The sequence below is a fragment of the Pinisolibacter sp. DMC100 genome (genome assembly GCF_056313705.1).
Map to the genome: position 1 here is coordinate 71,098 of NZ_JBQUZT010000001.1, position 25,730 is coordinate 96,827.

General features: G+C 70.0%; 24 protein-coding genes and 1 tRNA gene. 8 read left to right on the forward strand and 17 right to left on the reverse strand.

Annotated elements, in window-relative coordinates; translation table 11 throughout:
• Positions 1–42: 42 nt before the first annotated feature.
• Entirely contained in the window at positions 43–942 is a 900-nt protein-coding gene (gene gluQRS, locus ACT541_RS00330) for a tRNA glutamyl-Q(34) synthetase GluQRS (RefSeq protein WP_476133375.1), read from the forward strand.
• 26 nt (positions 943–968) lie between these two features.
• Positions 969–1,388 carry a response regulator gene (locus tag ACT541_RS00335; protein WP_476133376.1) on the forward strand — a complete coding sequence of 140 codons (420 nt, stop codon included), beginning with the start codon at positions 969–971 and terminating at the stop codon, positions 1,386–1,388.
• A 4-nt stretch (positions 1,389–1,392) separates the two neighbouring features.
• On the opposite strand, the gene ACT541_RS00340 is transcribed toward ACT541_RS00335, so the two are convergent.
• Positions 1,393–1,776: a hypothetical protein gene (locus ACT541_RS00340; protein WP_476133377.1), complete on the reverse strand. Its 384-nt coding sequence runs from the start codon at positions 1,774–1,776 to the stop codon at positions 1,393–1,395.
• Positions 1,777–1,961: 185 nt separating this feature from the next.
• On the opposite strand from ACT541_RS00340, the gene ACT541_RS00345 reads away from it, so the two are divergent.
• Positions 1,962–2,387 carry a L,D-transpeptidase gene (locus tag ACT541_RS00345; RefSeq protein ID WP_476133378.1) on the forward strand — a complete coding sequence of 142 codons (426 nt, stop codon included), beginning with the start codon at positions 1,962–1,964 and terminating at the stop codon, positions 2,385–2,387.
• Between the two features lie 7 nt (positions 2,388–2,394).
• Here the strand turns inward: ACT541_RS00345 and ACT541_RS00350 are convergent, their stop codons facing one another.
• From ACT541_RS00350 to ACT541_RS00365, 4 genes are all read right to left on the reverse strand, one after another.
• Entirely contained in the window at positions 2,395–4,047 is a 1,653-nt protein-coding gene (locus ACT541_RS00350; protein WP_476133380.1) for an AMP-binding protein, read from the reverse strand.
• Between the two features lie 156 nt (positions 4,048–4,203).
• Positions 4,204–4,278: transfer RNA gene (locus ACT541_RS00355), tRNA-Val, on the reverse strand.
• Positions 4,279–4,402: 124 nt separating this feature from the next.
• Positions 4,403–4,918 carry a CAP domain-containing protein gene (locus tag ACT541_RS00360; protein ID WP_476133381.1) on the reverse strand — a complete coding sequence of 172 codons (516 nt, stop codon included), beginning with the start codon at positions 4,916–4,918 and terminating at the stop codon, positions 4,403–4,405.
• Positions 4,919–4,941: 23 nt separating this feature from the next.
• A complete protein-coding gene (locus tag ACT541_RS00365; protein WP_476133382.1) occupies positions 4,942–7,518 on the reverse strand; it encodes a DUF3772 domain-containing protein in 2,577 nt (858 codons plus the stop codon).
• Positions 7,519–7,684: 166 nt separating this feature from the next.
• On the opposite strand from ACT541_RS00365, the gene ACT541_RS00370 reads away from it, so the two are divergent.
• The gene (locus ACT541_RS00370; protein WP_476133383.1) at positions 7,685–8,611 is read left to right on the forward strand and encodes a YihY/virulence factor BrkB family protein; all 927 of its coding nucleotides are present in this window, start codon (positions 7,685–7,687) and stop codon (positions 8,609–8,611) included.
• 123 nt (positions 8,612–8,734) lie between these two features.
• On the opposite strand, the gene ccrA is transcribed toward ACT541_RS00370, so the two are convergent.
• Positions 8,735–10,027: a crotonyl-CoA carboxylase/reductase gene (gene ccrA / locus ACT541_RS00375; protein WP_476133385.1), complete on the reverse strand. Its 1,293-nt coding sequence runs from the start codon at positions 10,025–10,027 to the stop codon at positions 8,735–8,737.
• 441 nt (positions 10,028–10,468) lie between these two features.
• Here ccrA and ACT541_RS00380 point away from each other — a divergent pair, with 441 nt between their 5' ends.
• Positions 10,469–12,439, forward strand: a complete 1,971-nt coding sequence (locus ACT541_RS00380; RefSeq protein ID WP_476133387.1) for a methylmalonyl-CoA mutase family protein — start codon at positions 10,469–10,471, stop codon at positions 12,437–12,439.
• Between the two features lie 26 nt (positions 12,440–12,465).
• Here ACT541_RS00380 and ACT541_RS00385 read toward each other — a convergent pair whose 3' ends face one another.
• From ACT541_RS00385 to ftsE, 8 genes are all read right to left on the reverse strand, one after another.
• Positions 12,466–12,906, reverse strand: a complete 441-nt coding sequence (locus ACT541_RS00385) for a MerR family transcriptional regulator (protein WP_476133388.1) — start codon at positions 12,904–12,906, stop codon at positions 12,466–12,468.
• A gap of 209 nt (positions 12,907–13,115) precedes the next feature.
• A complete protein-coding gene (locus ACT541_RS00390; protein ID WP_476133389.1) occupies positions 13,116–13,976 on the reverse strand; it encodes a pirin family protein in 861 nt (286 codons plus the stop codon).
• A 130-nt stretch (positions 13,977–14,106) separates the two neighbouring features.
• Positions 14,107–15,138: a DUF2125 domain-containing protein gene (locus tag ACT541_RS00395; RefSeq protein ID WP_476133391.1), complete on the reverse strand. Its 1,032-nt coding sequence runs from the start codon at positions 15,136–15,138 to the stop codon at positions 14,107–14,109.
• 135 nt (positions 15,139–15,273) lie between these two features.
• Positions 15,274–15,720 carry a hypothetical protein gene (locus tag ACT541_RS00400; protein WP_476133392.1) on the reverse strand — a complete coding sequence of 149 codons (447 nt, stop codon included), beginning with the start codon at positions 15,718–15,720 and terminating at the stop codon, positions 15,274–15,276.
• Between the two features lie 86 nt (positions 15,721–15,806).
• Positions 15,807–16,595 (reverse strand): lysophospholipid acyltransferase family protein, encoded by a 789-nt coding sequence (locus tag ACT541_RS00405; RefSeq protein WP_476133394.1) that lies wholly within the window; start codon positions 16,593–16,595, stop codon positions 15,807–15,809.
• Between the two features lie 27 nt (positions 16,596–16,622).
• On the reverse strand, positions 16,623–17,288 hold the full coding sequence (locus ACT541_RS00410; protein WP_476133396.1) for a YdcF family protein: 666 nt from the start codon (positions 17,286–17,288) through the stop codon (positions 16,623–16,625).
• A 120-nt stretch (positions 17,289–17,408) separates the two neighbouring features.
• Entirely contained in the window at positions 17,409–18,377 is a 969-nt protein-coding gene (locus ACT541_RS00415; RefSeq protein ID WP_476133398.1) for a cell division protein FtsX, read from the reverse strand.
• A gap of 9 nt (positions 18,378–18,386) precedes the next feature.
• Positions 18,387–19,046: a cell division ATP-binding protein FtsE gene (gene ftsE, locus ACT541_RS00420; protein WP_476133399.1), complete on the reverse strand. Its 660-nt coding sequence runs from the start codon at positions 19,044–19,046 to the stop codon at positions 18,387–18,389.
• A 184-nt stretch (positions 19,047–19,230) separates the two neighbouring features.
• Here ftsE and ACT541_RS00425 point away from each other — a divergent pair, with 184 nt between their 5' ends.
• From ACT541_RS00425 to ACT541_RS00435, 3 genes are all read left to right on the forward strand, one after another.
• Complete coding sequence (locus ACT541_RS00425; protein ID WP_476133401.1) at positions 19,231–20,178, forward strand: zinc-ribbon domain-containing protein; 948 nt, start codon at positions 19,231–19,233, stop codon at positions 20,176–20,178.
• Positions 20,175–20,714 carry a hypoxanthine phosphoribosyltransferase gene (gene hpt, locus ACT541_RS00430; protein ID WP_476133402.1) on the forward strand — a complete coding sequence of 180 codons (540 nt, stop codon included), beginning with the start codon at positions 20,175–20,177 and terminating at the stop codon, positions 20,712–20,714. The genes ACT541_RS00425 and hpt overlap by 4 nt, the downstream gene beginning before the upstream one ends.
• 109 nt (positions 20,715–20,823) lie before the next feature.
• Complete coding sequence (locus ACT541_RS00435) at positions 20,824–21,213, forward strand: response regulator (RefSeq protein WP_476133404.1); 390 nt, start codon at positions 20,824–20,826, stop codon at positions 21,211–21,213.
• 174 nt (positions 21,214–21,387) lie between these two features.
• On the opposite strand, the gene ACT541_RS00440 is transcribed toward ACT541_RS00435, so the two are convergent.
• The 3 genes from ACT541_RS00440 to argH form a co-directional block, all read right to left on the reverse strand.
• Positions 21,388–23,901 (reverse strand): TIGR02302 family protein, encoded by a 2,514-nt coding sequence (locus ACT541_RS00440; protein ID WP_476133405.1) that lies wholly within the window; start codon positions 23,899–23,901, stop codon positions 21,388–21,390.
• Positions 23,902–24,042: 141 nt separating this feature from the next.
• Positions 24,043–24,273 carry a hypothetical protein gene (locus ACT541_RS00445; RefSeq protein WP_476133406.1) on the reverse strand — a complete coding sequence of 77 codons (231 nt, stop codon included), beginning with the start codon at positions 24,271–24,273 and terminating at the stop codon, positions 24,043–24,045.
• A gap of 28 nt (positions 24,274–24,301) precedes the next feature.
• The gene (gene argH / locus ACT541_RS00450) at positions 24,302–25,702 is read right to left on the reverse strand and encodes an argininosuccinate lyase (RefSeq protein WP_476133407.1); all 1,401 of its coding nucleotides are present in this window, start codon (positions 25,700–25,702) and stop codon (positions 24,302–24,304) included.
• Between the last annotated feature and the right edge of the window lie 28 nt (positions 25,703–25,730).

Below are 25,730 nucleotides of genomic sequence, written 5' to 3' on the forward strand. Positions count from 1 at the left end.
CGGCGGGTTAGGATCGCGAACTGTCGTCTCGCACCCCCGCCCATGTCCAGACCCGTCTTCCGCTTCGCCCCCTCGCCGAACGGCCGGCTGCACCTCGGCCACGCCCGTTCCGCCCTCCTCGATCACGCGCTCGCCCGCGCGCTCGGCGGCGTCTTCCTGCTGAGGCTCGAAGACATCGACACGACGCGCTGCCGCCCCGAGTACGAGGCCGGCATCCTCGAGGATCTCGCCTGGCTCGGCATCGACTGGGACGGCGAACCGCGGCGTCAATCGGAAAACTTCGCCGGCTATCGATCGGCGCTGAACCGGCTCGAGACGCAGGGTCTGCTGCGCCCGAGCCATGCGACGCGGGCCGAGATCCGCACCGCCGTCGCCGCGGCCGAAGCCCGCGGCGAGGTCTGGCCGCGCGATCCCGACGGCGCTCCCTTCCCGCCCCCCGGCGACGGCGATCCGCGTCCGGGCGAACCGGTGGCGCTCCGCCTCGACGGCGCCCGCGCCGCCGCCCGGATCGGGCCGCTCGACTGGCGCGAGGTGGGCGAAGGTCCGAACGGGGAGACCGGCCGTATCCCGGTCGATCTCGCCGCCTGGGGCGATCCGGTGCTGGCGCGCAAGGAGATCCCGACCAGCTATCACCTGTCGGTGGTGGTCGACGACGCGGCCCAGGGCGTCACCCACGTGGTGCGCGGCCGCGATCTCTTCTGGTCGACCAGCGTCCATCGCGCCCTGCAGACCCTGCTCGGCCTGCCGACGCCGATCTGGTGCCATCACGATCTGGTGCTCGACGCCGAGGGCCGCAAACTGTCGAAGTCGGCGGCCGACACCGCGCTCGCCGATCTGCGCGCCGGCGGCGCCACGCCCGACGACATCCGCCGCCTGATCGGCTGGGAGAAGACCGCGGCCGAGATCGACCGGCTTAACCGGGTGTTGAGCGACGGGGCGTAGGCTCATCCGATCGTCCGGAGAGCCAGATGACCGAGACCCGCTCCACCGATCCCACCCTTGCCGGCCTGCCGCTCGCCGGTCTGCGCGTGCTCGCGGTCGAGGATCATGCCATCGGCCGCACGCTGTTGGCGGCGATGATGCAGCCGCTCGGCGTCGCCGCGACCATCGTCGCCGACGGCCGCGAGGCGATCGCCGCGGCCAAGGCCGAGACCTTCGACGTCGTGCTGATCGATCTCGGCCTGCCCGACGTCGCCGGCGACAGGCTCGCCCACGACCTCGCCCGCACGCGCGGCACACGGCGCGCCCGCATCGTCGCCGTCACCGGCCGCGCCCGCCCGGCGGAGCTGCCGCCGGCGATCGACGACTGGCTGGAGAAGCCCTATTCGGTGCGCGAGCTGCACGGCCGGCTGCTCGCCGGCCGCCCACCGCTCGAACGCACGGCGTGAGCCCTCAGTAGGCCGGCTTGCCGTCGACCAGCAGCGCCTTGCGCCCGCCGGCCTCGCCCACCGACCACGACTTGACGCGGCCGTCGAAGACCTTGCGCCACGAACCCTTCTCAGAACGATAGGCCTTCAGCAGGCAGCCGGCGTCGTTGCAATAGGGCTCCGGATTGCCGCCGCAGGAGGCGTCGGCGTAGTCGAGCACCACGTCGTTGCGCCCGTCGCCGTCGAAATCGACGAAGCGGGTGAACTTCATGCCGTATCCGGTCGACGTCTTGCAGTTCTCGTGTTCGGTCTGGATGAGCTCGCCGGTCAGCTGATGCGGCATGTCTTCGCCGCGAGCCGGCAGGGTGGCGAGAACGGCGAAGAGGGAAAGCAGTGCGAGACGTTTCACGGCGACGAAGACTCCTGACCGACGCGGCGGACGCGCGCGAGGTCGTTTGGGTTTGCGCTTAATCTTAATACGAGTGGAGGGATGCAACGTCACCGCGGATTACGGTAGTGTGTCCCATCGTTTTCGTGTGCCCTGCCATGCACCCCACGAGTATCGGGTCCTGGCGTGACAAAAGGATCTCTGCGATGCGTCTTCTCGCTCTGACCCTCCTCGCCCTCGTCGCCCTGTTCGGCCATTCCCGCCACGCGGAAGCCGCGGTCGAAGCCCGCATCAACATCTCGTCGCAGCGGATGATCGTCATGGTCGACGGTGTCAAGGCCGGCGAATACGCCGTCTCGACCGGCCGCAAGGGCTATCGCACCCCGGTCGGCGAATACCAGCCGCAGCGGATGCACAAGAAGTACTATTCGAAGAAGTATCACAACTCGCCGATGCCGAACTCGATCTTCTTCAACGGCGGCATCGCCGTGCACGGCACCTACGAGGTCGCCCGCCTCGGCAAGCCCGCCTCGCACGGCTGCGTCCGCATGCATCCGCAGGCCGCCGCCCAGCTGTTCGATCTGGTCAAGCAGCACGGCATGGGCAACAGCCGCATCGTCGTGACCTACTGACGGCCGCTCACGGCTTCTCGCGCGCCGCCTCGGCCGCCTCGTCGCGCGCCTGTTCGCGGAAGAAGCGACGGATCACCTTGCCGGTGGTCGTCAGCGGCACCTCGTCGACGAAGGCGATCTCGCGCGGATATTCGTGCGCCGAGAGCCGGGTTCGAACGTGGTCGCGGATGTCCTTCGCCAGCGCCTCGCTCGGCTCCCATCCCTGGACCAGCGTGACGTAGGCCTTGACGATCTCGGTGCGCACCGGATCGGGCTTGCCGACGACGGCGACCAGCGCCACGGCGGGATGACCGACGATGCAGTCCTCGATCTCCGACGGGCCGATGCGATAGCCGGCCGAGGTGATCAGGTCGTCGTTGCGCCCGACGAAATAGACGTAGCCGTCCTCGTCGACCATGCCCTGGTCGCCGGTGGTCATCCAGTCGCCGACGAACTTCTCGCACGTCGCCTCCGGCTTGTTCCAGTAGCCGAGGAACATCACCGGATCGGGCCGCATCACCGCGATCTGACCGGTCTCGCCGATACCGACCTGCCGGCCCTCGCCGTCGATCACGCCGACGACGTGGCCGGGCATCGCCCGACCGATCGCCCCGGCGCGCACCACGCCGATCGCGGCGCAGGAGCCGAGCACCAGATTGCATTCGGTCTGGCCGTAGAACTCGTTGATGACGAGACCGAGCTCGGCGCGCGCCCATTCGAAGGTCTCGCGCCCCAGCGCCTCACCGCCCGAGCCGACCGTGCGCAGCCCCGGCCGCCTGCCGCCGGGCGGACCACCGGCGTTGCGCAGCAGCTTCAGCGCCGTCGGCGGGATGAAGGCGTTGCGGATCGTTTGCGTCTCGATCAGGGCCCAGGTCGCCTGCGGATCGAAGGTCTCGCGCCGCGCCGCCACCACCGGTACGCCGAGGGCGAGCGCCGGCAGGAGCACGTTGAGGAGCCCGCCCGCCCAGGCCCAGTCGGCCGGCGTCCACAGCCGGTCGCCCGCCTGCGGCAGGAACTCGTGGGTGTACTGGACGCTCGGGATGTGGCCGAGCAGCACCCGGTGCCCGTGCAGCGCCCCCTTCGGCGCCCCGGTCGTGCCCGAGGTGTAGATCATCAGCCCCGGCTCGTCGGCGAGCGTCGCCACGGGCTCGAAGGCATCGGACGCCCACTCCAGCAGCGCCGCGAGGTCGAGCCCGCCGTCCTCCGCCCCGTCGACGCAGAAGACATGGGCGAGCGCCGGCAGCCGGTCGCGGATCTCGGCGATCTTGCGCGCGCCGGCGCGGCTGGTGACGACGGCCCGTGCGCCCGAATCGATCAGCCGATGCAGCAGCGCCTCCGCCCCGAAGACATCGGCGAGCGGCAGCGCGATCGCCGCCATGGAATAGATCGCCACATGGGCGATCGCCGTCTCGGGCGACTGCGGCAGCAGGATCGCCACCCGGTCGCCGCGCGCCACCCCGTGGGCGACGAGCACGTTGGAGAGCCGATTGGCCGCCTTGGCCAGCCGGCCGTAGCGCCATTCGTCGACCGCACCGTCGGGCGCGACCGAGACGATCGCCGTACGATCGGGTTCGCTCGCCGCCCACTTGTGGCAGACGTCGACGCCGATGTTGTAGGCGGCGGGCACGATCCAGCGGAACGCGCGCATGATGTCGGCGTAGGTCGACGCGGTGGGCAGCATCGTCGTCCGTCTCCTCGGGACCGGTCGGGAGGCGCGATCCTATCGGAACGCCGACGGGTCACAAGCCGGACGGAGGACGGAGACGCGGCATCGCCCGACCCGAAGGCCGGCGCGGCGCGAGGCGCCGTTGCCGATCGATGAGAAAAGAAGAGTGGATGGTGGGCGCGACAGGGATCGAACCTGTGACCCCTTCGGTGTGAACGAAGTGCTCTCCCGCTGAGCTACGCGCCCACTCTTGCGAGACGCCGCGATATAAGGGGGGCGGCCCCCGCAAGTCAAGCGCGGCCGACGGCTTTTCCCGCCCCGGCCGCGCGACCCGTATTCGCGACGGTCCGACCGCCGCGCCGGCTCCCCGTCAGCGCGGCTCGACGACGACCAGCGTCCAGAAGATCTTGTACTTCGAGTTCGGCGCATAGGCGGTGGCCAGCCCGACCCGCGTGGCGCGACCGGCGAGCATCGTCGCATTGTGCTGCTTCGATTCCCGCCAGCCCGAGAAGGCCTCGGCGAAGGTGCGGTAACCGGCCGAGAAGTTGGCGAGGAAGCTGGCATAGGGAATGCCGGCCGCCTGCAACTCGCGATCGAGACCGGCTTCCTCGGTCGAATGCACCCGATCGGCCGCCGCCATGCGGTCGGCCTGTCCTTGAGCGATGCGGGCGAGCGTCGGATCCCACTGCAGCTGAACGAGGCCGTTGTTGCCGCGATACTGGTTGATCATCGACAGCGACGAGGCCGGATCGACCGGGCCACCGCCCATGTCGAGCCGGCGATAGAACGGCGGCTCGCTGCGGACGGGGGCGGCCTCGCGCGAACAGGCCGCGAGCGCGGCGGCGACGAGCGGCAGGACGACGAGAAGGCGCGACTGGACGTTCATGGAGCGGGGTATCCCTCGGCAGATCACGGCTGAGGCTCGGACGGCGTCGGCGCCTTCGCCGCCGGCGCGATGCCGAAACGGTCGAGGAGTTCGCCGATGTCGCCGAGCTGGCGAATGTTGATGTCGCGCTGGGCGGAGGGGATCTCGATCCCCTTCTCGCGCAGCGTCCGTACGATGTCGAAGCGCAGGTCGCTCTCCACCGTGCCGACGTCGGTCACCGCGCCGATCGTGCAGATCAGGCGGAACTCCAGCGCGTCGGCGCCGAAATTGGTGAAGAGCACCAGCGGCGCCGGGAACTTCAGCACCCTGTCGTGGCGCTCGGCGCAGGCGAGCAGCACCGCCTTCATCTCGGCCGGATCGGTGTCGTAGGAGACGCCGACGTCGACGAGGCAGCGGCCGGTGAGATCCCGGTGCATCCAGTTCTTGACGTTGCCGGTGATCAGCGACGAGTTCGGCACGATCAGGCTCGCGCGGTCGAAGGTCTCGATCTCGGTCGAGCGCACGTTGATCTTGCGCACGAACCCCTTCTGGGTGCCGATCTCGACGAGGTCGCCCGACTTGATCGGCCGCTCGACGAGCAGGATCAGGCCCGAGACGAAGTTGTTGACGATCGACTGCAGACCGAAGCCGACGCCGACCGACAGGGCGCCGGCGACGATGGCGAGGTTCTGCAGGTCGAGGCCGATCACCGAGAAGGCGAGCGCCACCGAGATGACGATGCCGAGATAGCCGAAGGACGTGCGGATCGAGTTCTTCAGGCCGACGTCGAGCCGGGTGCGCGGCAGGAAGCGCTGGTCGAGCCAGCCCTGCACGCCGCGCGTCACCCCGATACCGATGACCAGGAAGACGATCGCCGTCAGGATCGACGACAGCGAGATCGTCAGCCCGCCGATCTTGAAGCCGAAGAAGGCGATCTTGGCGTCGGTGACGACGTCCTGTCCGTCGATGCCGATCGGCGCCAGGATGAAGAGCGCGGCGAGTGCCAGGAGGAGCAGCCGGACGAGACCGGACAGCACCACGCCGATCTGCTCGACCGTCTCGCGCGCCAGACCCATCGACCGCGTCATGACGATGCCGAAGCGGCTGCGCGCGTCGAAGGTCCGCTGGATCGCCTCGTCGGCGAGCACCAGCAGGATGTAGAGCGCGCCGAGCAGGAAGCCGACGCGGACCGTCTGCTGCGTCACGAAGGCGGCGAGCGCCACGTAGCCGCCGATCGCCGCGACCGCCGCGCCGATCGCCAGGATCCAGCCGAGCGGCACCAGCCAGCGCCACAGGCCGGAGCGCTTCTCCTCGGGCTTCTCCGCCGCTTCCTCGTCGCCGTCCTCGCCGGCCATGGTGCGGGCCGCGACGCGCAGCGCCAACATGACGAAGACCGCATCGGCGATGGCGAAGAGGCCGGAGACCAGGATCAGCGCCGCCACCGAGGCGGTCAGCGCGTCGAACAGGCGGATCATCCAGACGCCGACGCCGTGGACGATCGCCAGCACGACGAAGAGGCCGAGCAGCCGCGCCGCGGTGTGATCGCCGACCGCCGCCATCCGCCACTGCGGCTTGCCGGGGGCGAGAATGGCCAGCGCGATGCCGTAGACCATCGCCGCCGAGCCGACGCCCGCGGCGATCGCCGAGATGAACAGGCCGACCCGCGGCGGGTTGAGCTCGAACACGTCGAGCGCCACCTGGATGCCCCAGATCGCCAGCACCGGTCCCGCCACGTTGAAGACGACGATGCCCGCCGCCTTCAGCGCCTTGAGGAAGCGCGTCGGCTCGACCGCTTCCGGGTCGCGATCGGCGAACTGGGCGACCCGGCGGCGCGCCAGGAACAGGATGCCGAGGAAGGCGAGGATGGCCGAGCCGACCGCCGTCGCCGTCTCGAAGCCGCGCTTGGCGAGAAGCGCGAACCAGTCGCCGAGCAGATAGCCGAAGCCCGAGACGATGCCCGGAACCGCATGACCGGCCTCGAGCCACAGCGACGGATCGGCGACCGAACGCGAGCGCTGCACCATGTCCTGGGCGAAACGGGCGCGACGCTTGTCGCCGATCGCCTTGACGATCTCCTCGGCGCGCAGGCGGATCAGCTGGGCCTGCTTGACCCGGCCCTGCGCCTCGGCGAGCAGCTTCTGCTGCTCGTCGCGCTCGGCCTTGACCGCCTCCGCCTCGATCGGCGCGGTATCGTCCTCCTTGGCGTCCGGCGCCGGGCCGAGCTGCTTCAGCCGCGCCTCGAAGGAGGCGACGCGCGGGCTCTCGGTCTGGTCGATGACGTCGGCCTCGGCGCGGATCGTGTCGATGCGGCCGCGCATCTCGGCGAGGCGCCAGTCGGTCAGACCGTCGCGCTGCAGGGCCGCGCCGATCTGTTCGATCTCGTTCTTCCAGCCGTCGAGCCTGAGCTGCACCTCGTCCGGCTTGGCCTTGACCGCCGGGGCGGGCGCGGGCGCGGGCGCCGGGGCGGGTTGGACCGCCGCCGGCTTTGCGGCGGGGGCCTGAGCGGCGGCGGCGGGCTTGGCGGTCGGGGTCTCGGCGGCACCCGAAGGGGCGACCGGGCCGAGAACCAGGCCGGAGACGAGAAGGATCGCGAATCGGAGCGCGCGGGCGCGGGGCGTCATCACCGGGAGCCGTCCGTGGTCTGATCGTGGGAAGGGCCGTCGAAGCGGCGCGAGTCGCCGTTTCCTTGAGCCCAGATTAAGGCAAAAGGGAAGCGAAGGCAGCCCGCCGTGCATTCCTGCATCGAGACGATTGTCTCCGTCGCGTCCGCCACATAATCTCCGCGCCATGTCGGAACCGACCACCGAAGACACCGCCGTCACCGCCCTTCCCGGCCAGCCGCCCCGCGGCTGGCGCGCCGTCGGATGGGTCGTCTGGGAAGCGATCTACTGGGGTCTGCTGCGCAACGAGAGCTTCGCGCACGCCTCCAACATCGCCTTCTCGGTGATCTTCTCGCTCTTCCCCTTCCTGATCCTGGTCACCGGCGTCGCCGGCTGGGCGGCCGGCCAATGGGGCGTCGCCGACCTGACCGCGGCGGCCGAACAGGGCACCGGCGGCCTCTTCGCGGTGTTGCCGGAGCAGGTGGCGGCGATCCTCAAGCCCGAGATCTCGGCGGTGCTCACCACCTCGCAGGGCCGCGTCCTCACCGTCGGCGCCCTGCTCCTCGTCATCATCGTGACGGGTCTGGTCGAGAGCCTGCGCATGGGGCTCAACTACGCCTATCGCGCCTACGACAGCCGCCACTTCCTGATCCGCCGGCTCGAAGGCACGTTCTTCATGCTGATCGCAGCGATCGTCATCCTCGGGCTCGGCTTCCTGGTCGTCGTCCTGCCGGTCGCCTGGGGGCTGCTCGCGCCGCACGTCCCCGACATCGAGCCGTGGTGGAACTGGTTCAACCGCCTGCCGCTGCTGCTCTTCATTCTGGCGGTGTTCCTGTTCCTCTTCTCCGCCCACATGTGGCTGCCGGCCCGCACCCAGCGCATCGCCGGCGTCCTGCCGGGTGTCCTGGTGACGCTGACGCTGTGGTTCACGGCGGGCTGGGTCTTCTCCTGGTACCTCTCCCACTTCTCGGGCTACGCCAAGACCTACGCCGGCCTCGGCGGCGCGGTGGCGACGATGCTGTTCTTCTACATCGTCGGCCTGATCTTCCTGCTCGGCGCCGAGATCAACCACGCCGTGGCGCTGGTGAGAACGCGGACGCCGCCGACGCATTGAGGCTGGGAGATCCGGGTCAAACAGCCCGCATCCTTGCGAAAACTCGTCGGAAAAATGCGGAACCCCGCCGGATCGCTCCGACGGGGCTCCTTTTTTCTTCGATGCCGGCGGCGCGGCGCCCGCTCAGCTCGCCGTGGCGCCGAACTTCTCTTCCGACGCTTCGATGACGTCCTCGAAAGTGGTGAGACCGGTCTTGGGCGAGCACACCAGCACCGCCATGTTGCCGGGCTTGTGCTCGTTCTTCCACATCTTGGTGTGGGCGAGCGGGATGTCCTTCCACTCGAAGACCTCCGACATGCACGGCTCGACGCGGCGATCGAGCACGAACTTGTTGGCCGCCGCCGCCTGCTTGAGATGGGCGAAGTGCGAACCCTGGATGCGCTTCTGGTGCATCCAGACGTAACGGGCGTCGAAGGTGATGTTGAAGCCGGACGTGCCGGCGCAGAACACCACCATGCCGCCGCGCTTCACCACGAAGGTCGAGGTCGGGAAGGTGCTCTCGCCGGGGTGTTCGAACACCATGTCGACGTTGTTGCCCTTGCCGGTGATGTCCCAGATCGCCTTGCCGAACTTGCGCACCTCGGAGAACCAGGTGTCGTATTCCGGGCTGCCCACCTTGGGCAGCTGGCCCCAGCACTTGAAGTCCTTGCGGTTGATGACGCCGCGCGCGCCGAGGCTCATGACGTAGTCGCGCTTGTCCTCGTCGGAGATGACGCCGATCGCGTTGGCGCCCGCCGCCGCGGTCAGCTGCACGCCGAACACGCCGAGGCCGCCCGAGGCGCCCCAGATCAGCACGTTCTGGCTCGGCTTCAGCTGATGCGGGTTGTGGCCGAACAGCATGCGATAGGCGGTCGCCAGCGTCAGCATGTAGGACGCCGACTCCTCCCAGGTCAGGTGCTGCGGCCGCGGCAGCAGCTGGCGCGCCTGGACGCGGCAGAACTGGGCGAAGGACCCGTCCGGCGTCTCGTAGCCCCAGATGCGCTGCGAGGGCGACAGCATCGGGTCGCCGCCGTTGCATTCCTCGTCGTCGCCGTCGTCCTGATTGCAGTGGATGACGACTTCGTCGCCGACCTTCCAGTGCTTCACCTTGGAACCGACCGCCCAGACGATGCCGGCCGCGTCGGAACCGGCGATGTGATAGGGCTGCTTGTGGACGTCGAAGACCGAGATCGGCTTGCCGAGACCCGCCCACACGCCGTTGTAGTTGACGCCCGCGGCCATCACGAGCACCAGCACGTCGTGGCTGTCGAGCTCCCAGGTCGGCACGACCTCGAGCTGCATCGCCTCTTCCGGCGGACCGTGACGGTCCTTGCGGATCGCCCAGGCGTACATGTTCTTCGGGACGTGGCCGAGCGGCGGGATCTCGCCGATCTCGTAGAGGTCCTTCAGCGGACGGTCTTCAGCATTCCCAGCCATGGTCTTCCTTCCCGCGTTCGACCGGACGCATGCGTCGGCCGTTTCCTTCTTTGGGCCCGCGACCGCGCCCCAGGGGAAGGGCCCATGCCGCACTGCAACGATGGCCGCACTATCGGCCCGGTTCGCGGCGGATTTCCATAATACTAAAGGATTGAAATTCGACCGATCGGCGCCGTTCGGGCCAGATCTTGCCGCAATGCAAAATTCCTCCGGATCGCCGACACTGGCCGGAGCGACGGATCGCAGTGGGCGTCACGCGGGTTTTGCCCGGGTTTCCGCCTCGCTCGCGATATCGGGCGCGCCGACACGCCCTCGGCTACCCGTACGCGCCGCACCGGCGCGAGACCGAATGTCGCAGTCCGACGTTCGTGTGGGATGACGACGCTTGTGCGGTGCGATATCTAATCGATCATAAGATGATGTAACCGGGATCGAACGTCCATGCCCCTCGCCTCCCCCGACAAGCCCTGGCTGTTCCGCACCTATGCCGGTCACTCGACCGCCGAGGCCTCCAATCGCCTCTATCGGGGAAATCTCGCCAAGGGCCAGACGGGCCTGTCGGTGGCCTTCGACCTGCCGACCCAGACCGGCTACGACCCCGACCACGCGCTGTCGCGCGGCGAGGTCGGCAAGGTCGGCGTGCCGGTCTCCCATCTCGGCGACATGCGGGCGCTGTTCGACGGCATCCCGCTCGAGAAGATGAACACCTCGATGACGATCAACGCGACGGCGCCCTGGCTGCTGTCGCTCTACGTCGCCGCCGCCGACGAGCAGGGCGCGAGCCGTGCCAAGCTGGCCGGTACGACGCAGAACGATCTCATCAAGGAGTATCTGTCGCGCGGCACCTACGTCTTCCCGCCGTCGCCCTCGATGCGGCTCACCACCGACGTCATCGCCTGGACCTACACGGAGATGCCGAAGTGGAACCCGATGAACGTCTGCTCCTACCATCTGCAGGAAGCGGGCGCGACGCCGGTCCAGGAGCTCGCCTTCGCACTCGCGACCGCGATCGCCGTCATCGACAACGTGAAGAAGACCGGCGTGATCCCGGAGGCCGAATTCGGCGAGGCGGTCGGCCGCATCTCCTTCTTCGTCAACGCCGGCATGCGGTTCGTCACCGAAATCTGCAAGATGCGCGCCTTCGGCCGCCTCTGGGACGAGATCACTCGTGACCGCTGGGGCGTCGAGGAAGAGAAGAACCGTCGCTTCCGCTACGGCGTCCAGGTCAACTCGCTGGGCCTGACCGAACAGCAGCCCGAAAACAACGTCTACCGCATCCTGATCGAGGCGCTCGCCGTGACGCTGTCGCGCGACGCCCGCGCCCGCGCCGTGCAGCTGCCGGCCTGGAACGAGGCCCTCGGCCTGCCGCGTCCGTGGGATCAGCAGTGGTCGCTGCGCATGCAGCAGATCCTCGCCTACGAGACCGATCTGCTCGAATTCGCCGACATCTTCAATGGGTCCGCCGAGATCGAGGCCAAGGTCGCCGAACTCGTCGCCGAGGCGAAGACCGAACTCGCCGCGATCGAGGCGATGGGCGGCGCCGTGGCGGCGGTCGAGTCGAGCTACATGAAGCAGAAGCTGGTGGAATCGAACACCCGCCGGCTCGAGGCGATCGAGGCCGGCGCCTCGACCGTCGTCGGCGTCAACCGCTTCAAGGAGACCGAACCCTCGCCGCTCACGACCGGCGAAGGCTCGATCCTGACCGTTCCAGCCCATGTCGAGGCGGAAGCGATCGAACGTATCGAGGCCTGGCGCGCCGGCCGCGACGAGAAGGCGGTCGCTGCCGCCATCGCCGCCCTGCGCTCCGCCGCCGCCGAGGGCCGCAACGTGATGGAGCCGTCGATCGCCGCCGCCAAGGCCGGCGTGACGACCGGCGAATGGGGCGCGACGCTGCGCGAGGTCTTCGGCGAATACCGGGCACCCACCGGCGTCGGCCGTGCGGCGCGTGACGGCGGTGCCGACGTCGCCTCGGTGCGCGGTGCCGTCGACGCGGTCTCCGAGAAACTCGGACGCCGCCTCAAGTTCCTGGTCGGCAAACCCGGCCTCGACGGCCATTCCAACGGCGCCGAACAGATCGCCGTGCGCGCCCGCGACTGCGGCATGGAAGTGGTCTACGAGGGCATCCGCCTGACCCCGGCGCAGATCGTCAACGCCGCCCTCGAGGAGGGCGTCCACGCCGTCGGCCTGTCGATCCTGTCTGGGTCGCACCTGGCGCTGGTCGAGGACGTCATGACGCGCATGAAGGCGTCGGGTCTCGACGAGGTCCCGGTCGTCGTCGGCGGCATCATCCCGACCGAGGACGCCGAGGCGCTGAAGGGTATGGGGGTGGCGGCGGTCTACACGCCGAAGGACTTCCAGATCACCGACATCATGGCGGACATCGTCCGCATCGTCGGCGAACGCGCCGCCTGAGGGCGGCGCGCCCCGCGCCCGCCGTGTCAGCCGGAGACGGCGAGGCGGGCGCGTTCGACCCGGCCGTTGATGCCTTCGAGCTCGGCGATGCGCACCGCGTTGGCGGTATGCACGTCTTCGAGCAGCTGGTCGTAGAGCGCGACGATCCGCGTCTCGATGTTCGGACCACCGGCATCGGCGGTCGCCAGCAGTTGCTTGATCCCGGTCAACGACACTTCGAACTCGCGCAACGCGACGATCACCTCGAGGCGGGCCCGATCTTCGCTGGAATAGATTCGCCGAGCCCCCTCGCGGTGTGGTTGCAGGAGGCCGGCCTGTTCATAGAAGCGCAACGTTCGCAGAGACACGCCGAGATGCGACGACAACTCGCCTATGGTGAAGGTCGCTCCGGAGGCCGTCGTCGAGTAGTTCATCAGCGAACGCAGTGAGTTCGCCAAACTTTCGATCGTCTCGGCCGCCTTCGTCATGTCCACCTCGAATTGAACGTCGGCCGGCATGCACGGCCGACGGCGTCGAGCGGAGTTCCCAACACGGCCGATTCGAACCGACCCTCCGACGACGTTGAGGAGATTGTTCCTTCAAAACGTTTTGGGAGCAAGAAGCGAACGGCTCTTGTTGCCGCCGAGATACGCACTTGCATGTCAGGCATGACTCCGAGGCGGAACCACTTCCGGTTTCAGAGGCGCCCCATCCGTCCCTGCTGAAAATCGTCGACGGCGCGAAAAAGCTCGTCCCGCGTGTTCATGACGAAGGGTCCCATGGCGGCGATCGGTTCGTCGATCGGCTCGCCGGCGAGAATCAGGATGCGACTGTCGGTCGCTCCCCCCGCCACCTCGACCGTGTCGCCACCGTCGTCCAGAACCGCCACCGTTTCCGCCCCGACCCGCACGCCGCCGATCGTCACCTCGCCGTCGAGCACCGCGACCAGGACGGTCCAGGCCGTCGGCATCGGCAGGGCGATGCGTCCGCCGGCCACGACCCTGCCGTCGAGCACGGCGAGCGGCGTATGGGTCTCGGCCGGACCGACGACGTCGCCGATCGAGCCGGCGACCACCCGCATCGAGCCGCCTTCGAAGGAGACCGTCGGGATCGCCGCGGCGAGGATCGGCTGGTAGCGCGGCGGCGTGCTCTTGGCGCGCGCCGGCAGGTTCACCCAGAGCTGGGCCATCGACACCGGGCCGCCGTGGCGGCCGACGCTCTCGCCGAGCATCTCTTCGTGGACGATGCCGGAGCCGGCGGTCATCCACTGCACGTCGCCGACGCCGATCGTGTCGGCATGGCCGGCCGAATCGCGATGATCCACCGTACCGGCATAGACCAGCGTCACCGTCTCGAAGCCGCGATGGGGATGGGGCCCGACGCCGCGCGGGGCGGGCGACGGCGAAAACTCGCGCTCCGCCGCGAAGTCGAACATCAGGAACGGGCTCACCACGCGGGTGAAGGCGGCCTGCCCGAAGATCGGGCGGACGAGAAAGCCGTCGCCCACCCAGTGGCGGGAGGGGGCGGACAGAAGGGTCTCGACGCGGCGTTCGGTCATGCGGTCATCCTCGGCGGACGGCGAAGGCCGTCCCGTCACCCCGACATTTGGCGAGGACGGGGGCCGAGGTCCAGCTCGGAAACGTCGAACGATCCGTACGACGTCCGCGATGCGGCCGCTTCGCGGCGGCTCAAGGCACGAAGAGCGGCGCCATCGGCGGACCGACCACCCGTCCGAAGCGCGGCCGTCCGTGCTCGATCACCAGATCGAGGCGGCGGCCGGGAAGCTCGGGATCGCTCGACGTCTTGCCGAGCAGGACGAAACCGCCCAGCAGTCCCGCCGTCTCGGCGCCGAGCGCCTTGCCCTGCAGCGCCAGCGCCTCGAGCCCGCGCGCGGCGAAGCCGATCGCCCCGTCGAGGAGCCCGTCGCGGCCGAGCGTCAGCGCCCCCTTGCCGGCGACCGCCATGCCGCCGACCGACCAGTCGACCCGGATCGGTTCGATCCGCCCGCCGCGTTCGGCAAAGCCGCGCGCGACGTCTCCGGCACGCGGCGGCAGGAAGTCCCGGAGGGTGGTCGCGACCGCGAGATCGGAGCGCGGCGGGCCGACGTGACGGCCTTCGAGGTCGAGCGAGGCCGAGGCGGCAGAGACCGCGACGTCGAGATCGTGCGCCGTCTCGCCCGAGACCCGCCCGTGCAGTTCGAGATGTTCGGCGACGAGCCGCGAGACGACGTTCGCCGCATCGGTCGTCCGCGCGTCGATGCCCTCCGCCGCGATCGAGACCCGCTCCGGCCCGCCCGGCGCGAGCCGCGCCGAGGCCCTGAGCGTGCGCCAGGTCGCGTCGACCTTGACGCCGCGACCGTCGGCGAAGACCAGCGGCCCGTCGAACTCGGCGATGATCAGGCGCGGGTTCCACACCTGAACCACCACCCGCAGCGCCGAGACCGAGCCGCCGATGCCGCGGTCCGGAATCTCGAGGCCGGGATCGCTGCAGCCGATCTCCATGCGGAAGGGGAAGCCACCGATCGTCCGGTTCGGACAGACGACGGAGACGCCGCGGGTCGCGAGCTCCGCCAGCCGGCGATCCATCTCGTCGGCGAGCCGGCCGCGGCCCCAGAACCAGAAGCCGCTCCAGGCGAGTGCGAGGATCACCACGACGCCGAGCGCGATCAGCGGCGCCCTGCGGCGCTTCGGCGGATGGTCGGTTCCGGTGGTCTCGGTCATGGGTCCACTCTCGATCGGATCGGCGGTCCTCCGAGATAGGCCGCATCGCCGCGGACGTCCACCCGTCGGCGAGGCTCCGCCGTCACGCCCGAGGTCGTCTCGACGCCCCAGGTGACCACCCGGCCGGGTCGCCGCTCACGCCGCGCGCGGCAGATCCCGATCGGCGATCGTCGGCGGCACCGGTCCGCGCGGTGCGGCGGCGAGATCCATCCGCGCACGCCGGAGCGCGCCCTCGTCGTCGCCGACGAAATGCACCCAGGCGGGGTGTCCCGGCTCCGGTCGCAGCCCGACGCGCGCGCCGACGATGCGCCCGGCGGCATCGACCCGCGGGATCAGGAACAGCGCATCGCCGGCGACGTCGTCGACGTCGTCGCAACGGGAGAAGACATGCACCCGGCCCGAGGCGCCGCGCCAGACGAGGAAGCGGTTCGCGAGCCAACCGGCCGGTCCAGCGAGACCGTCGAAGGCCGGCACCCGGCCGAAGGCACGGCCCGAGGAGGCGCGGTCACCCGCCGCCCGATCGACCACCACGAACTCGCGCCGCCGCATCGCGGCACTGCCGGCCATCCCCCGCACGTCCATCGGACCCTCCATCCTTGCTCGGAACAAAGATGGAACATTCCGATAGATCACGCAAGTGGATTCTGGAACGGAAGAGGAACGACCACTCAGGTCTTCGGCGCGCGGGCGGACCACGCCTCACCCCCCGGTGGGATCGGCGGCGGGTTGGGGCCGGCGAAGGCTTCGGCGATCAGCCGGTCGGTCGCCGTCTCGATGGTTTCCTGCAGATCGGCGAAGAAGACCTCGCCGTCGCCGCCCGCCGGGATCGGCGGCAGGAATTCGACGACGATCGTGCCGGGATGGCGGGTGAAGACGTGGCGCGCCCAGAACAGGCCGGCATTCAGCGCAACCGGGACGACCGGCACGCCGAGCGCCTCGTAGAGATTGACGATGCCGTGCTTGTAGGCCCGTTCGGCGCCCGCCGGCCGGCGCGTGCCCTCCGGATAGATGATCAGCTGACGGCCGCGCGCCACTTCCGCGCGGGCCCGCCGCGTCATCTCCACCAGCGCGGTGCGCCCGGCGGCGCGATCGACCGGGATCTGCTCGGCCTTCTTGGCGTACCAGCCGAAGAGCGGGATCGAGAGCAGTTCCTTCTTCATCACGTAGACCGGGTCGGAGAAGAGGTCGAGCATCGACACCGTCTCGTAGGTCGAGTGATGTTTGGAGGCGATGATCGCCCCACCCGGGGGGATGTTCTCGAGCCCGCGCAGCTCGGTGCGGACGCCGCCGATCAGCTCGAGCGCCCGCCGGTTGGTCTTCGCCCAGCGCTTGATGCCGGCGAGCATGGCCGAGCGCGGGAAGAAGACGGTCGGCAGCAGCACCAGCATCCACGTCAGCGTGTGGACGTAGAAGAAGGCGTTGAAGACCAGGGACCTGAGGAAGATCGTGATCGGCATGGGACGCGCGCACCCGTCTCTGAGGGATCAATGCGCCGTCGTTCCGTCGAGCCGCACCACCTGCGTGGCGCTCGCCCGTGGCGCCGAGTGCGCGAACCGTGCCACGATATACTTGACGTACTCGCCGAAGAGAAGCTTCGCCGCGGCGGGATGGCGATACCAGGTGTCGAGGTTGAGTTCGGGCCGCGCCACCGCGAAGGGAACTTTGCGCACGTTGGGCAGCGCCCGGTCGAGTTCGATCAGCGAGCGCGGCATGTGATAGGCACTGGTGACGACGATCAGGCTGGTGAAGCCGTGCTCCTCGACCCAGCGCGCCGCCTCTTCCGCGTTGCCTGCAGTCGACTGCGCCATCCGCCCCAGATCGACGCAACAGTCGAAGACCGGCCCGCCGACGTCGGCCGCCCGCTTGATGTCGACGGCGCGCGTCTGGGGATGGACGCCGGAGATCAGCAGGCGCCGGCCCTTGCCGGCGACCAACAGTTCGATCGCCTCGGTGACACGGTCGCGCCCCCCGGTCAGCGCCACGATGGCGTCGGCGCGCGGGTCGGCCGGTTCCTCCTGCGAGGCGACCGCGAAGGCGAAGACGAAGAAACCGACGCCGAAGACCACGATGCCGGTCGCGACCGCGAGCCCGACCGCGCGGGCAACCCACGCGATCACCACGCCCGGCGACACTGTCTCGTACCAGTTCATCGGCTTCGCAGACCCGAGTTTTCCGGCAGCGATCGTTCTCGCCGTTCCGGAGCGAATCCATCCTTCGCCGACCATATCAGAATCCGGTTCGTCGACCTCGATCCCGAGCATGGCCGATACTCACTCCAGGCGGGACAGGTGTCCGAGGACGGTGGCGCGCGACGCCACCCCCGTCAACACCGTGACCAACGCCACCATCGAGGCGATGCCGAGAAGGCCGCCCCAGCCGATCGAGAAGCCGCCGAACAGGGCCTGCGCCTGATCGCCGACCGGATCGCCGCGCCCGCCGCCGAAGACGAAGCCCGCGACGAGGAACAGCGCCAGCGCCGCCGATCCGCCGATGACGCCGCCTTCCAATCCCAGTGCCACGAAATGACGGCGAAATTCGCGCGCGATGAACGTGTCCTCGGCACCGACGAAATGCAGCACCTCGAGCACGTCGCGATTGGCCGCCATCGCCGCCCGCGTCGCGAAGACGATCGACAGCATCATCGCCACCAGCACCAGCGCCACCACCGCCACGCCGGCGAGCACCACCGCGCCGGCCATGGTGCGCAACCGCGCCGCCCAGATGGCGTGATCGTCGAGCACCGCGCCCTCGACGTTCTCGGCGAGCTTCCTGGCGAGCCCCGAGAGGTCCGCCGTCGCCGGATCGGCCAGTTCGAGCACCACCAGCCGCGGAATCGGCAGGGTGCGGGCGTCGAGCCCCGGTCCGAGCCAGGGCTCGAGCAGCGCCGTGCTCTCCTTCTCGTCGACCAGACGGGCCGAGCGCACCCCCGGCGTCTCGCGCGCCAGCGACAGCGCGCGGGCGAGGCGCATCTCCATGCCGACGTCGCCGATCGGCTTCACCTGGATCGTCGCCTCGCGGCTGACGTCGACCTGCCAGTCGCGCGCCGCCGTCCTGACCTGGACCAGCGTCACCACCGCGAGGCAGGCGAGGAAGCACATGATCGCCACCACCGAGACCAGCGCACGGCCGGCGACCGAGCGCGGCGGCACCAGCGCGTTGCCGCCCTCCGGCGGCCGCATCGGCTCGCGTCCCGGCGCCTCGACGCGGCCGTCGCCGCGTGCACCCATTCTGGTCCGCATCGCCATCGCCTACTCCCAGATCTCGACCGTGCCGTCGGCCAGCACGATGCGACGAGCGTCGAACTGGTCCATCAGCGCCAGGTCGTGCGAGGCGATCAGCACCGAGGTACCGAGCCGATTGAGCTCGACGAAGAGCCTGAGCAGCCGCCGCGCGAGCGGCGGGTCGACGTTGCCGGTCGGTTCGTCGGCGAGCAGGATCTCGGGTCGGGTGATGAGGGCGCGGGCGATCGCCGCGCGCTGCTTCTCGCCGCCCGACAACACCGGCGGCATGGCGTGCATCCGCTCGCCGAGCCCGACCCACTCGAGCAGGTCGACCACGTCGGCCCGATAGCTCGCCTCGTCCTTACCGGCCACCCGGAGCGGCAGGGCGACGTTCTCGTAGGTCGTCAGGTGGTCGAGCAGGCGGAAGTCCTGGAAGACCACGCCGATCCGGCGCCTGAGCCCCGGCAACTCGTCGCGGCCGACCCGCGCGGTGTCGCGGCCGAAGACGCGGATGAGACCGCGCGTCGGCCTCAGCGACATGAACAGAAGGCGGATGAGCGAGGTCTTGCCGGCGCCCGACGGGCCGGTCAGGAACTGGAACGAACGGGGGGCGATCGCGAAGTTGAGATCGCGCAGCACCTCCGGTCCGGTTCCGTATCTGAGGCCGACGTTCTCGAATTCGATCAATCCATGCTCCATCGCCCGTGGGCAGGCCGACGGGTCCAGCCTCATCCTCGTCCCGCCGCGTTGAGAATTCGTTAACCAAGAATGTATGGGCAACCCCCTCGTGCGCCCCACGCGCCCCCCTTGGTTTACGCGCCGTTCAGACCGGCCCCGCGAAGATGCTCGAGAGAACGGCGACCGAAGACCCATGCGCACGATCTGTCAGGCCTGCGAAACCGCCTATACGATCCCCGACGACCGCATCGGTCCGAAGGGGCGCAAGGTCCGCTGCACCCGCTGCGGCGAGGAATGGCGCGTCTTCCCGGCCGCCGAAGCCGAGCGCGCCCCCGAGATCGTCTCCGACATCGATGCCGAGTTCGCCCGTGCCGTCGAGGAAGACGGCGGCGCACCGATGGGCCAGTCGGCCGTCGACGACCTCTTCGGCCCGCTCTCCGGCGACAAGCCGACCGAACCGGTCGGCGCTTCGGACGACGCCTTCGCCGGCTTCGACATGGACGCGACCGACGACGTCGATGCCTCGGCCGATGCGGTCGACGCCGCGGACCCCGTCGCCGCGATGGAGGCCACCGCCGAACCCGAGGTCGCCGCCGCGCCCGCCGCCGCTCCGCCCACCCCTCGCCCGTCGAAACCCCGGCGCGGGCCGGTCTATCGTCGTCGCCTGTTCCATCTGCCGCGGTCGCTCGAGAAGTTCGCGCCCCTCTTCGGCCCGGCGGTCTTCGCCTCCGCCTGCCTCGCGGTCGTCGGCCTCGTCGTCTTCCGCGCACCGGTCGTCGCCACCGTCCCCTCGCTCGCCGGCTTCTACCGGATGGTCGGGCTCGAGGTGAACCTGCGCGGCATGGTCTTCGGCCCGATCGAGACCCTGCGCGAGACCGAGGACGGCAAGCCGGTCCTCGTCGTCGAAGGCTCGATCGCCAACACCACCGCCGCCTCCCGCGAGGTCCCGGCCCTTCGCTTCGCACTGCGTGACGGCGACGCGCAGGAACTATATGTCTGGTCCGTCGACCCGCGGGCCACCACCATCGCCGCCGGGGAGACGGTCAAGTTCCGCACCCGCCTCGTCGCCCCGCCCGATCGCGCCGCCGAGTTGCAGGTGCGTTTCGCCGAACGCCGCAACCGACAGGCAGGACTTCCATGACGAAGCCCCGTATCGACGTCCTTTTCCCCGCCGACGAGATCGCCGCGCGGGTCGCTGCCCTTGCCGCCGAAATCCGTGAAGCCGGCCTCGGCGAGAACCTTCTCGTCGTCGCGGTCCTCAAGGGTGGATTCGTCTTCGCCGCCGACCTCATCCGCGCGCTGCACGGCGCCGGCGTCTCGCCGGAAGTCGACTTCATGTCGCTGTCGAGCTATCGCTCCGGCACCACCTCGGCCGGCACCGTCACCGTGCTGCGCGATCTCGAGACCGACGTGAAGGGGCGCAACGTCGTCCTCGTCGACGACATCCTCGAGAGCGGTCGCACGCTCGCCTTCGCCAAGCAGCTGATGCTCGACCGTGGTGCCGAGCGGGTCGGCCTCGCCGTCCTCCTCGACAAGCCCGGCCACCGCGCCGCGGCGATCGAGGGCGACTTCGTCGGTTTCGTCTGTCCGGACCTCTTCGTCGTCGGCTACGGCATGGACATGGGGCACGCCTTCCGCGAATTGCCCTACATCGGCCACGTCGTCGCCGTGGAATGACATGAAAATCGCGTGATCGGCCCGATTCGCCGGAGAAAACCTCTCCCGGCGTAAGCCGATCGGAGACACACTCGTCCACGAGACGATTCGCGGGGATGGGAGAACCGCAATGGCTCGAATTCTTCTTGCCGAGGACGACGATTCCGTCCGCGCCTTCGTCGACCGCGCCCTCCAGATGGACGGGCACACGGTGCTGGCGGTCGAGGACGGTGCCATCGCGCTCGAGACGCTCGAGACCGACGACGCCTTCGACCTCCTGGTCTCCGACATCAAGATGCCGATCATGGACGGCATCGCGCTGGCGCTGAACGTCGCCCGCGACCATCCCCATCTGCCGATCCTGCTGATGACCGGCTACGCCGATCAGCGCGAGCGCGCCCACGGTCTCGACCAGATCGTCCGCGACGTCGTCTCCAAGCCCTTCACGCTGGCGGACATCCGCCGCATCGTCGCCGCGACGCTCGCCGGCGTGCCCCAGCCGACCCGGCTCGCGGGCTGAACCGAACCGGCCGAGGCAGCCTCGACACCGTGCTTGATGCTTCGAGACGGACGCCTTCGGCGTCCTCCTCAGCATGAGGCGTATGTGTTTGCATAAAAAACGAAAAGCGCCTCATGCTGAGGAGGCGCGCGATGCGCGCCGTCTCGAAGCATCGCGCACCGCCGTCGGCTCGCCTCACTCGACCTCGAGCAGCCGGTCGAGATAGTCGCGCTCGGCGCCCGGTCGATCGGGATCGGCGAGACGACGGCGAATGTCCTCGAGGATGCGGCGCGCCCGTTCCACGTCGATCTCCTCCGGAATGCCGACGCGCCGTCCGTCCGCCTTCTTCGACGGCCGCTGCCGGCCGAAGGGGTCCTCCTCGCCGTTGCCCTCGCGCCCCTCGCCCGGCTCGTCGCCGCGCGCCATCTCGCGCGCCCCGCGCCTGAGCCCGTCGATCGCCCGGCCCTGCGACCCGACCGCGCCGCGCCCGTCGCCGCGATCGATCGCCCGGCCGGCGTCGTCCATCGCCCGATCGGCTTCGTCGAGACCGTTCTCCTCGCCGTCGCCGCCCTCGCCCGGCTCGGTGCCGGCCGACCCGTCGCGCCCCTCGCCGCCCTGGAGCGAGCGGCGCAGCCGGCGCAGGTCGTCGCGCAGCGCCTGCTGTTCCTGGGTCAGCCGCTCGCGCTCGCCGGCGTCCGCCCCCTCGCGATCGGCGCGGTGGGTGCGATCCATCAGGTCGCGCTGACGGCGGATCATGTCCCCGAGCTGCCGCTCCGCGTCGCTGCCGGCCATGCCCTGGCTCTGGCCGGGCTTGGCGCCGCGCAGCGCCTGCAGCGTGTCGCCGAGTTCGTCGAGGAGCCGCTGTGCCGCCTCGCGCGAACCGGTGCGGCCGAGCTTCTCGATGCGGTCGAGCATGTCGGAGAGCGACTTGCGGTCGATTCGGCGCTCCTGCCCCGTGGCGCCGTCGCGCGCCTCCGGATTGCGGCGCGCCGCTTCCTGCAGCGCCTGGAGATAGCGATCCATCGCCTGCCGCAGCTCGCGGGTCAGCCGTTCGATCTCGGCGTCGGAGGCCCCGTTGCGCAGCGCCTCGGCCAAGGCCTCGCGCGCCGCCTGCAGCGCCTTCGCCTCCTCGGCGGTGTCGCCGGCATCGATCGTCACCGCCGCCGTCCACAGTTCCTCGACCAGCCCGCGCATCTCCGCATCGTCGCGCGCCTTGGCGGCACGGTGGGCGAGATGGTGCAGGCCGAGATGGACGGAGGCGCGGGTCTTGAACCGGTCCGGCGCCAGCGTCAGCGCCTCGAGCGCGGCGGCGACGCCCTTGATCGCGCCGGCATCGAGCGCCAGCCGGCGGCGATAGTCGATCAGCGCCCGGGCGAGCGGATCGCGGAAGTCGCGTTCTGGCAGGCGCACGCTCGCCTTCTCGCCGACGCCCTCCTGTCCGGCCCCGTCGACCGCCACCGGCTCGATCTCGAGCTCGGCCCCGGCGAAGGGATGCAGCGTCAGGTCACGCACCGTCCGCGCCCGGCCGACGTGGCGGGCGCCGGGCGGCAGGGTCAGGGCGAACTCCGGCGGATCGAACAGCGGTCGCCCGACCGCCGGCTTCAGCACCCGCGCCCGCGCCGAGACGACGCCCCAGTCGTCGGCGATCTCGTAGGAGAGGCCGAGCCCGCTGCGCCCGGCTCGCGCCGGCTCCTCGGTGAAGGCGATGGTCGGCGCCGCGTCGGGCGCGACCGAAAAGGCGAAGCGCCCGACCTCGCGGCCGTCGCGCCTGAGGATCACGTCGACGTCGTCGACCAGCCGGCGCCGCGTCTCGGCGACCCCGGTCCGCGCCGGTACCGCGTCGACCGGCGCCACCGCCTCGGCCGGCGTCGCCGCCGCCTCGACCGGGATCGGCGCGCGCCCCGCCTCGCCGGTGGTGGCGCGCAGCACCAGCACGCTGCCGGCGGGAAGCGTCCGTGCCGCGCCGTCGCCCGTGTCGGTCTTGGCGTCGCTCTTGGCGCCGACCGGCGGCTGACCGTCGATCAGCAGCGAGACCGGCGGCAGGCCGGTATGGGCGGGCGGTTCGACCCAGACGTCGAGCCGATCGGCCGGGCCGCTCGGCCAAGACGCGCGGAAGGCGCCCTCGAGCCGCGCGCCGTGCTCGCCCGGGGCGGCGAACCAGCCGACGAACAGCGCCATGGCGACGATCGGCCCCAGCGCGAAACGGTCGCGCCGGCCGAGATCGGGCTGCGGAGAACCGGCGAAGAGCCGGCCGATCCGCGCCGCCGCACGCTCGCGATGGGCCGCCCACAGCGCCCGCGTCGTCGCATCCGCGGTCGCGTCGGCGAGACGGTCGTCGACGATCTCGAGTTCGCGACCCGCGAGCCCCGAGGCGCGCTCGATCCGCGCCACGACCGCGGCCCGCGCCAACCGCGCCGGCAGATCGCGGGAAAGCCGCAGCCCCGCCCGGACGAAGGCGGCGGCGGTGATCAGGCCGAAGATCCAGAAGAGCACCGCCCCGACGAGGCCCGGCAGCGCGTCGCGCAGGCCCATCCAGGCGAGCGCCACGACGAGGAGGGCGAGCGCGACCGGCAGCGCCGCCTCGATCGCCACCGCCTCGGCGATCACCACCGCCCGAGCCCGCGCGCGAGCGCGCCCGAGGCGTCGATCGAGCGCGGCGGGGCCGAGGGTCTCGCCCCTCGGCGGGGCGTCGTGGTCGTTGGTGTCCATCGTCCTGTCCGGCGTCACCGACGCGGGTCTCGCGTCGACGCTCGCGACCTCCGCCGCGGTCGCCCGAACGTCCCACGCCACCGCCTCGGCGGCAATGGCCCGCGCGGGATCGTGATCACGCCCCGCAGACGGAACCGTCGATCAGAGCAGGAAGTCGAGAGGGAAGGACTTCTTCTCGGTCTTGGCGGGGTCCGCCGGCTTCGCCGCCGACGGCCCGATCGGACCGATCGGGAACGCGGTGCGCGACGCCTCCGGCCCGGTGGCGCGCGGCAGTTCGGGCTCGGCCTTGCGGCCGCAGCCCGAGAGAGCGAGCGCGAGCGCGACGGCGAGGACCGGGATGCGGAGACGTTCGAGTGTGTTCGAAACGGTCATGGCTGCCTACCCTTCGGGCGTGAGGACCTCAGGCGGAGGCCGGCTTTTCCTTGGCGAGACGGGCGACCCAGCGCTTGGCCTGGGCACGCACGTTCTTCGGCGCCGTGCCTCCGTAGGAGACGCGGCTGGCGACCGACTTGGCCACCGACAGAACCGAGAAGACCTCCTCGGTGATGCCGGCGTGGACCGCCTGCATCTCGGCGAGCGTCACCCTGTCGAGCGTGGTGTCGCGATCGGCGGCGATCGCCACGATACGACCCGTCACGTGATGGGCCTCGCGGAACGGGATACCGAGACGGCGCACCAGCCAGTCGGCGAGATCGGTGGCGGTGGAGAAGCCCGAGCCGGCCGCCTTGCGCATGGTGGCGACCTCGGGTTCGAGATCGCGCATCATGCCGGTGGTGGCGGCGAGCGCCAGAGAGAGCGACTCGAGCCCGTCGAAGGTCTGCTCCTTGTCTTCCTGCATGTCCTTCTGATAGGTCAGCGGAAGACCCTTCATCACCATCAGCAGCGCGTTGAACGAGCCGGCGATGCGGCCGGTCTTGGCGCGCACCAGCTCGGCCGCGTCCGGATTGCGCTTCTGCGGCATGATCGACGAGCCGGTGGTGAACTTGTCGGAGAGCTTGACGAAGCGGAACTGCGCCGAGGTCCAGATCACGATCTCCTCGGCGAGCCGCGACAGATGCATCGCCGCGATCGACGCCGCCGCCAGCGCCTCGAGGGCGTAGTCGCGGTCGGCGACCGAATCCATCGAATTGGCGGTCGGCCGGTCGAAGCCCAGCGCCGAGGCGACCATCGCCCGATCGGTCGGGAACGACGTGCCGGCGAGCGCCGCGGCGCCCAGCGGGCATTCGTTGAGGCGGGCGCGGGCGTCCTTCAGGCGGGCGCGGTCGCGCGCCCACATCTCGACATGGGCGAGGAGATGGTGGCCGAAGGTCACCGGCTGCGCCGACTGGAGATGGGTGAAGCCCGGCATGACGACGGCGGCGTGTTCCAGCGCCTTGGCGGCGGTCACGCTCATCAGATCATGAAATTGTGAGTCGAGGTGATCGAGGGTGTCGCGTACCCAGAGCTTGACGTCGAGCGCGACCTGATCGTTGCGCGAGCGCGCCGTGTGGAGGCGGCCGGCGGCGGGACCGATCTTCTGGGCGAGCTTCGCCTCGATGTTCATGTGGATGTCCTCGAGGCTGCGCTCGAAGACGAAGGTCCCCGCCTCGATCTCCGCGGCGATCTCGTCGAGACCGGCGTGGATCGCGTCGCGATCGGCGGCCGAGATGATGCCGCGCTCGGCGAGCATGATGGAGTGAGCCTTGGAACCGGCGATGTCCTGACGCCACAGTTTCTGGTCGAAACCGATGGAAGCGTTGATTTCTTCCATGATGGCGTCGGGACCGGTGGCGAAGCGGCCGCCCCACATGCGATTGGACATGACGAACCTTTCTCGACGGTCGAAGACC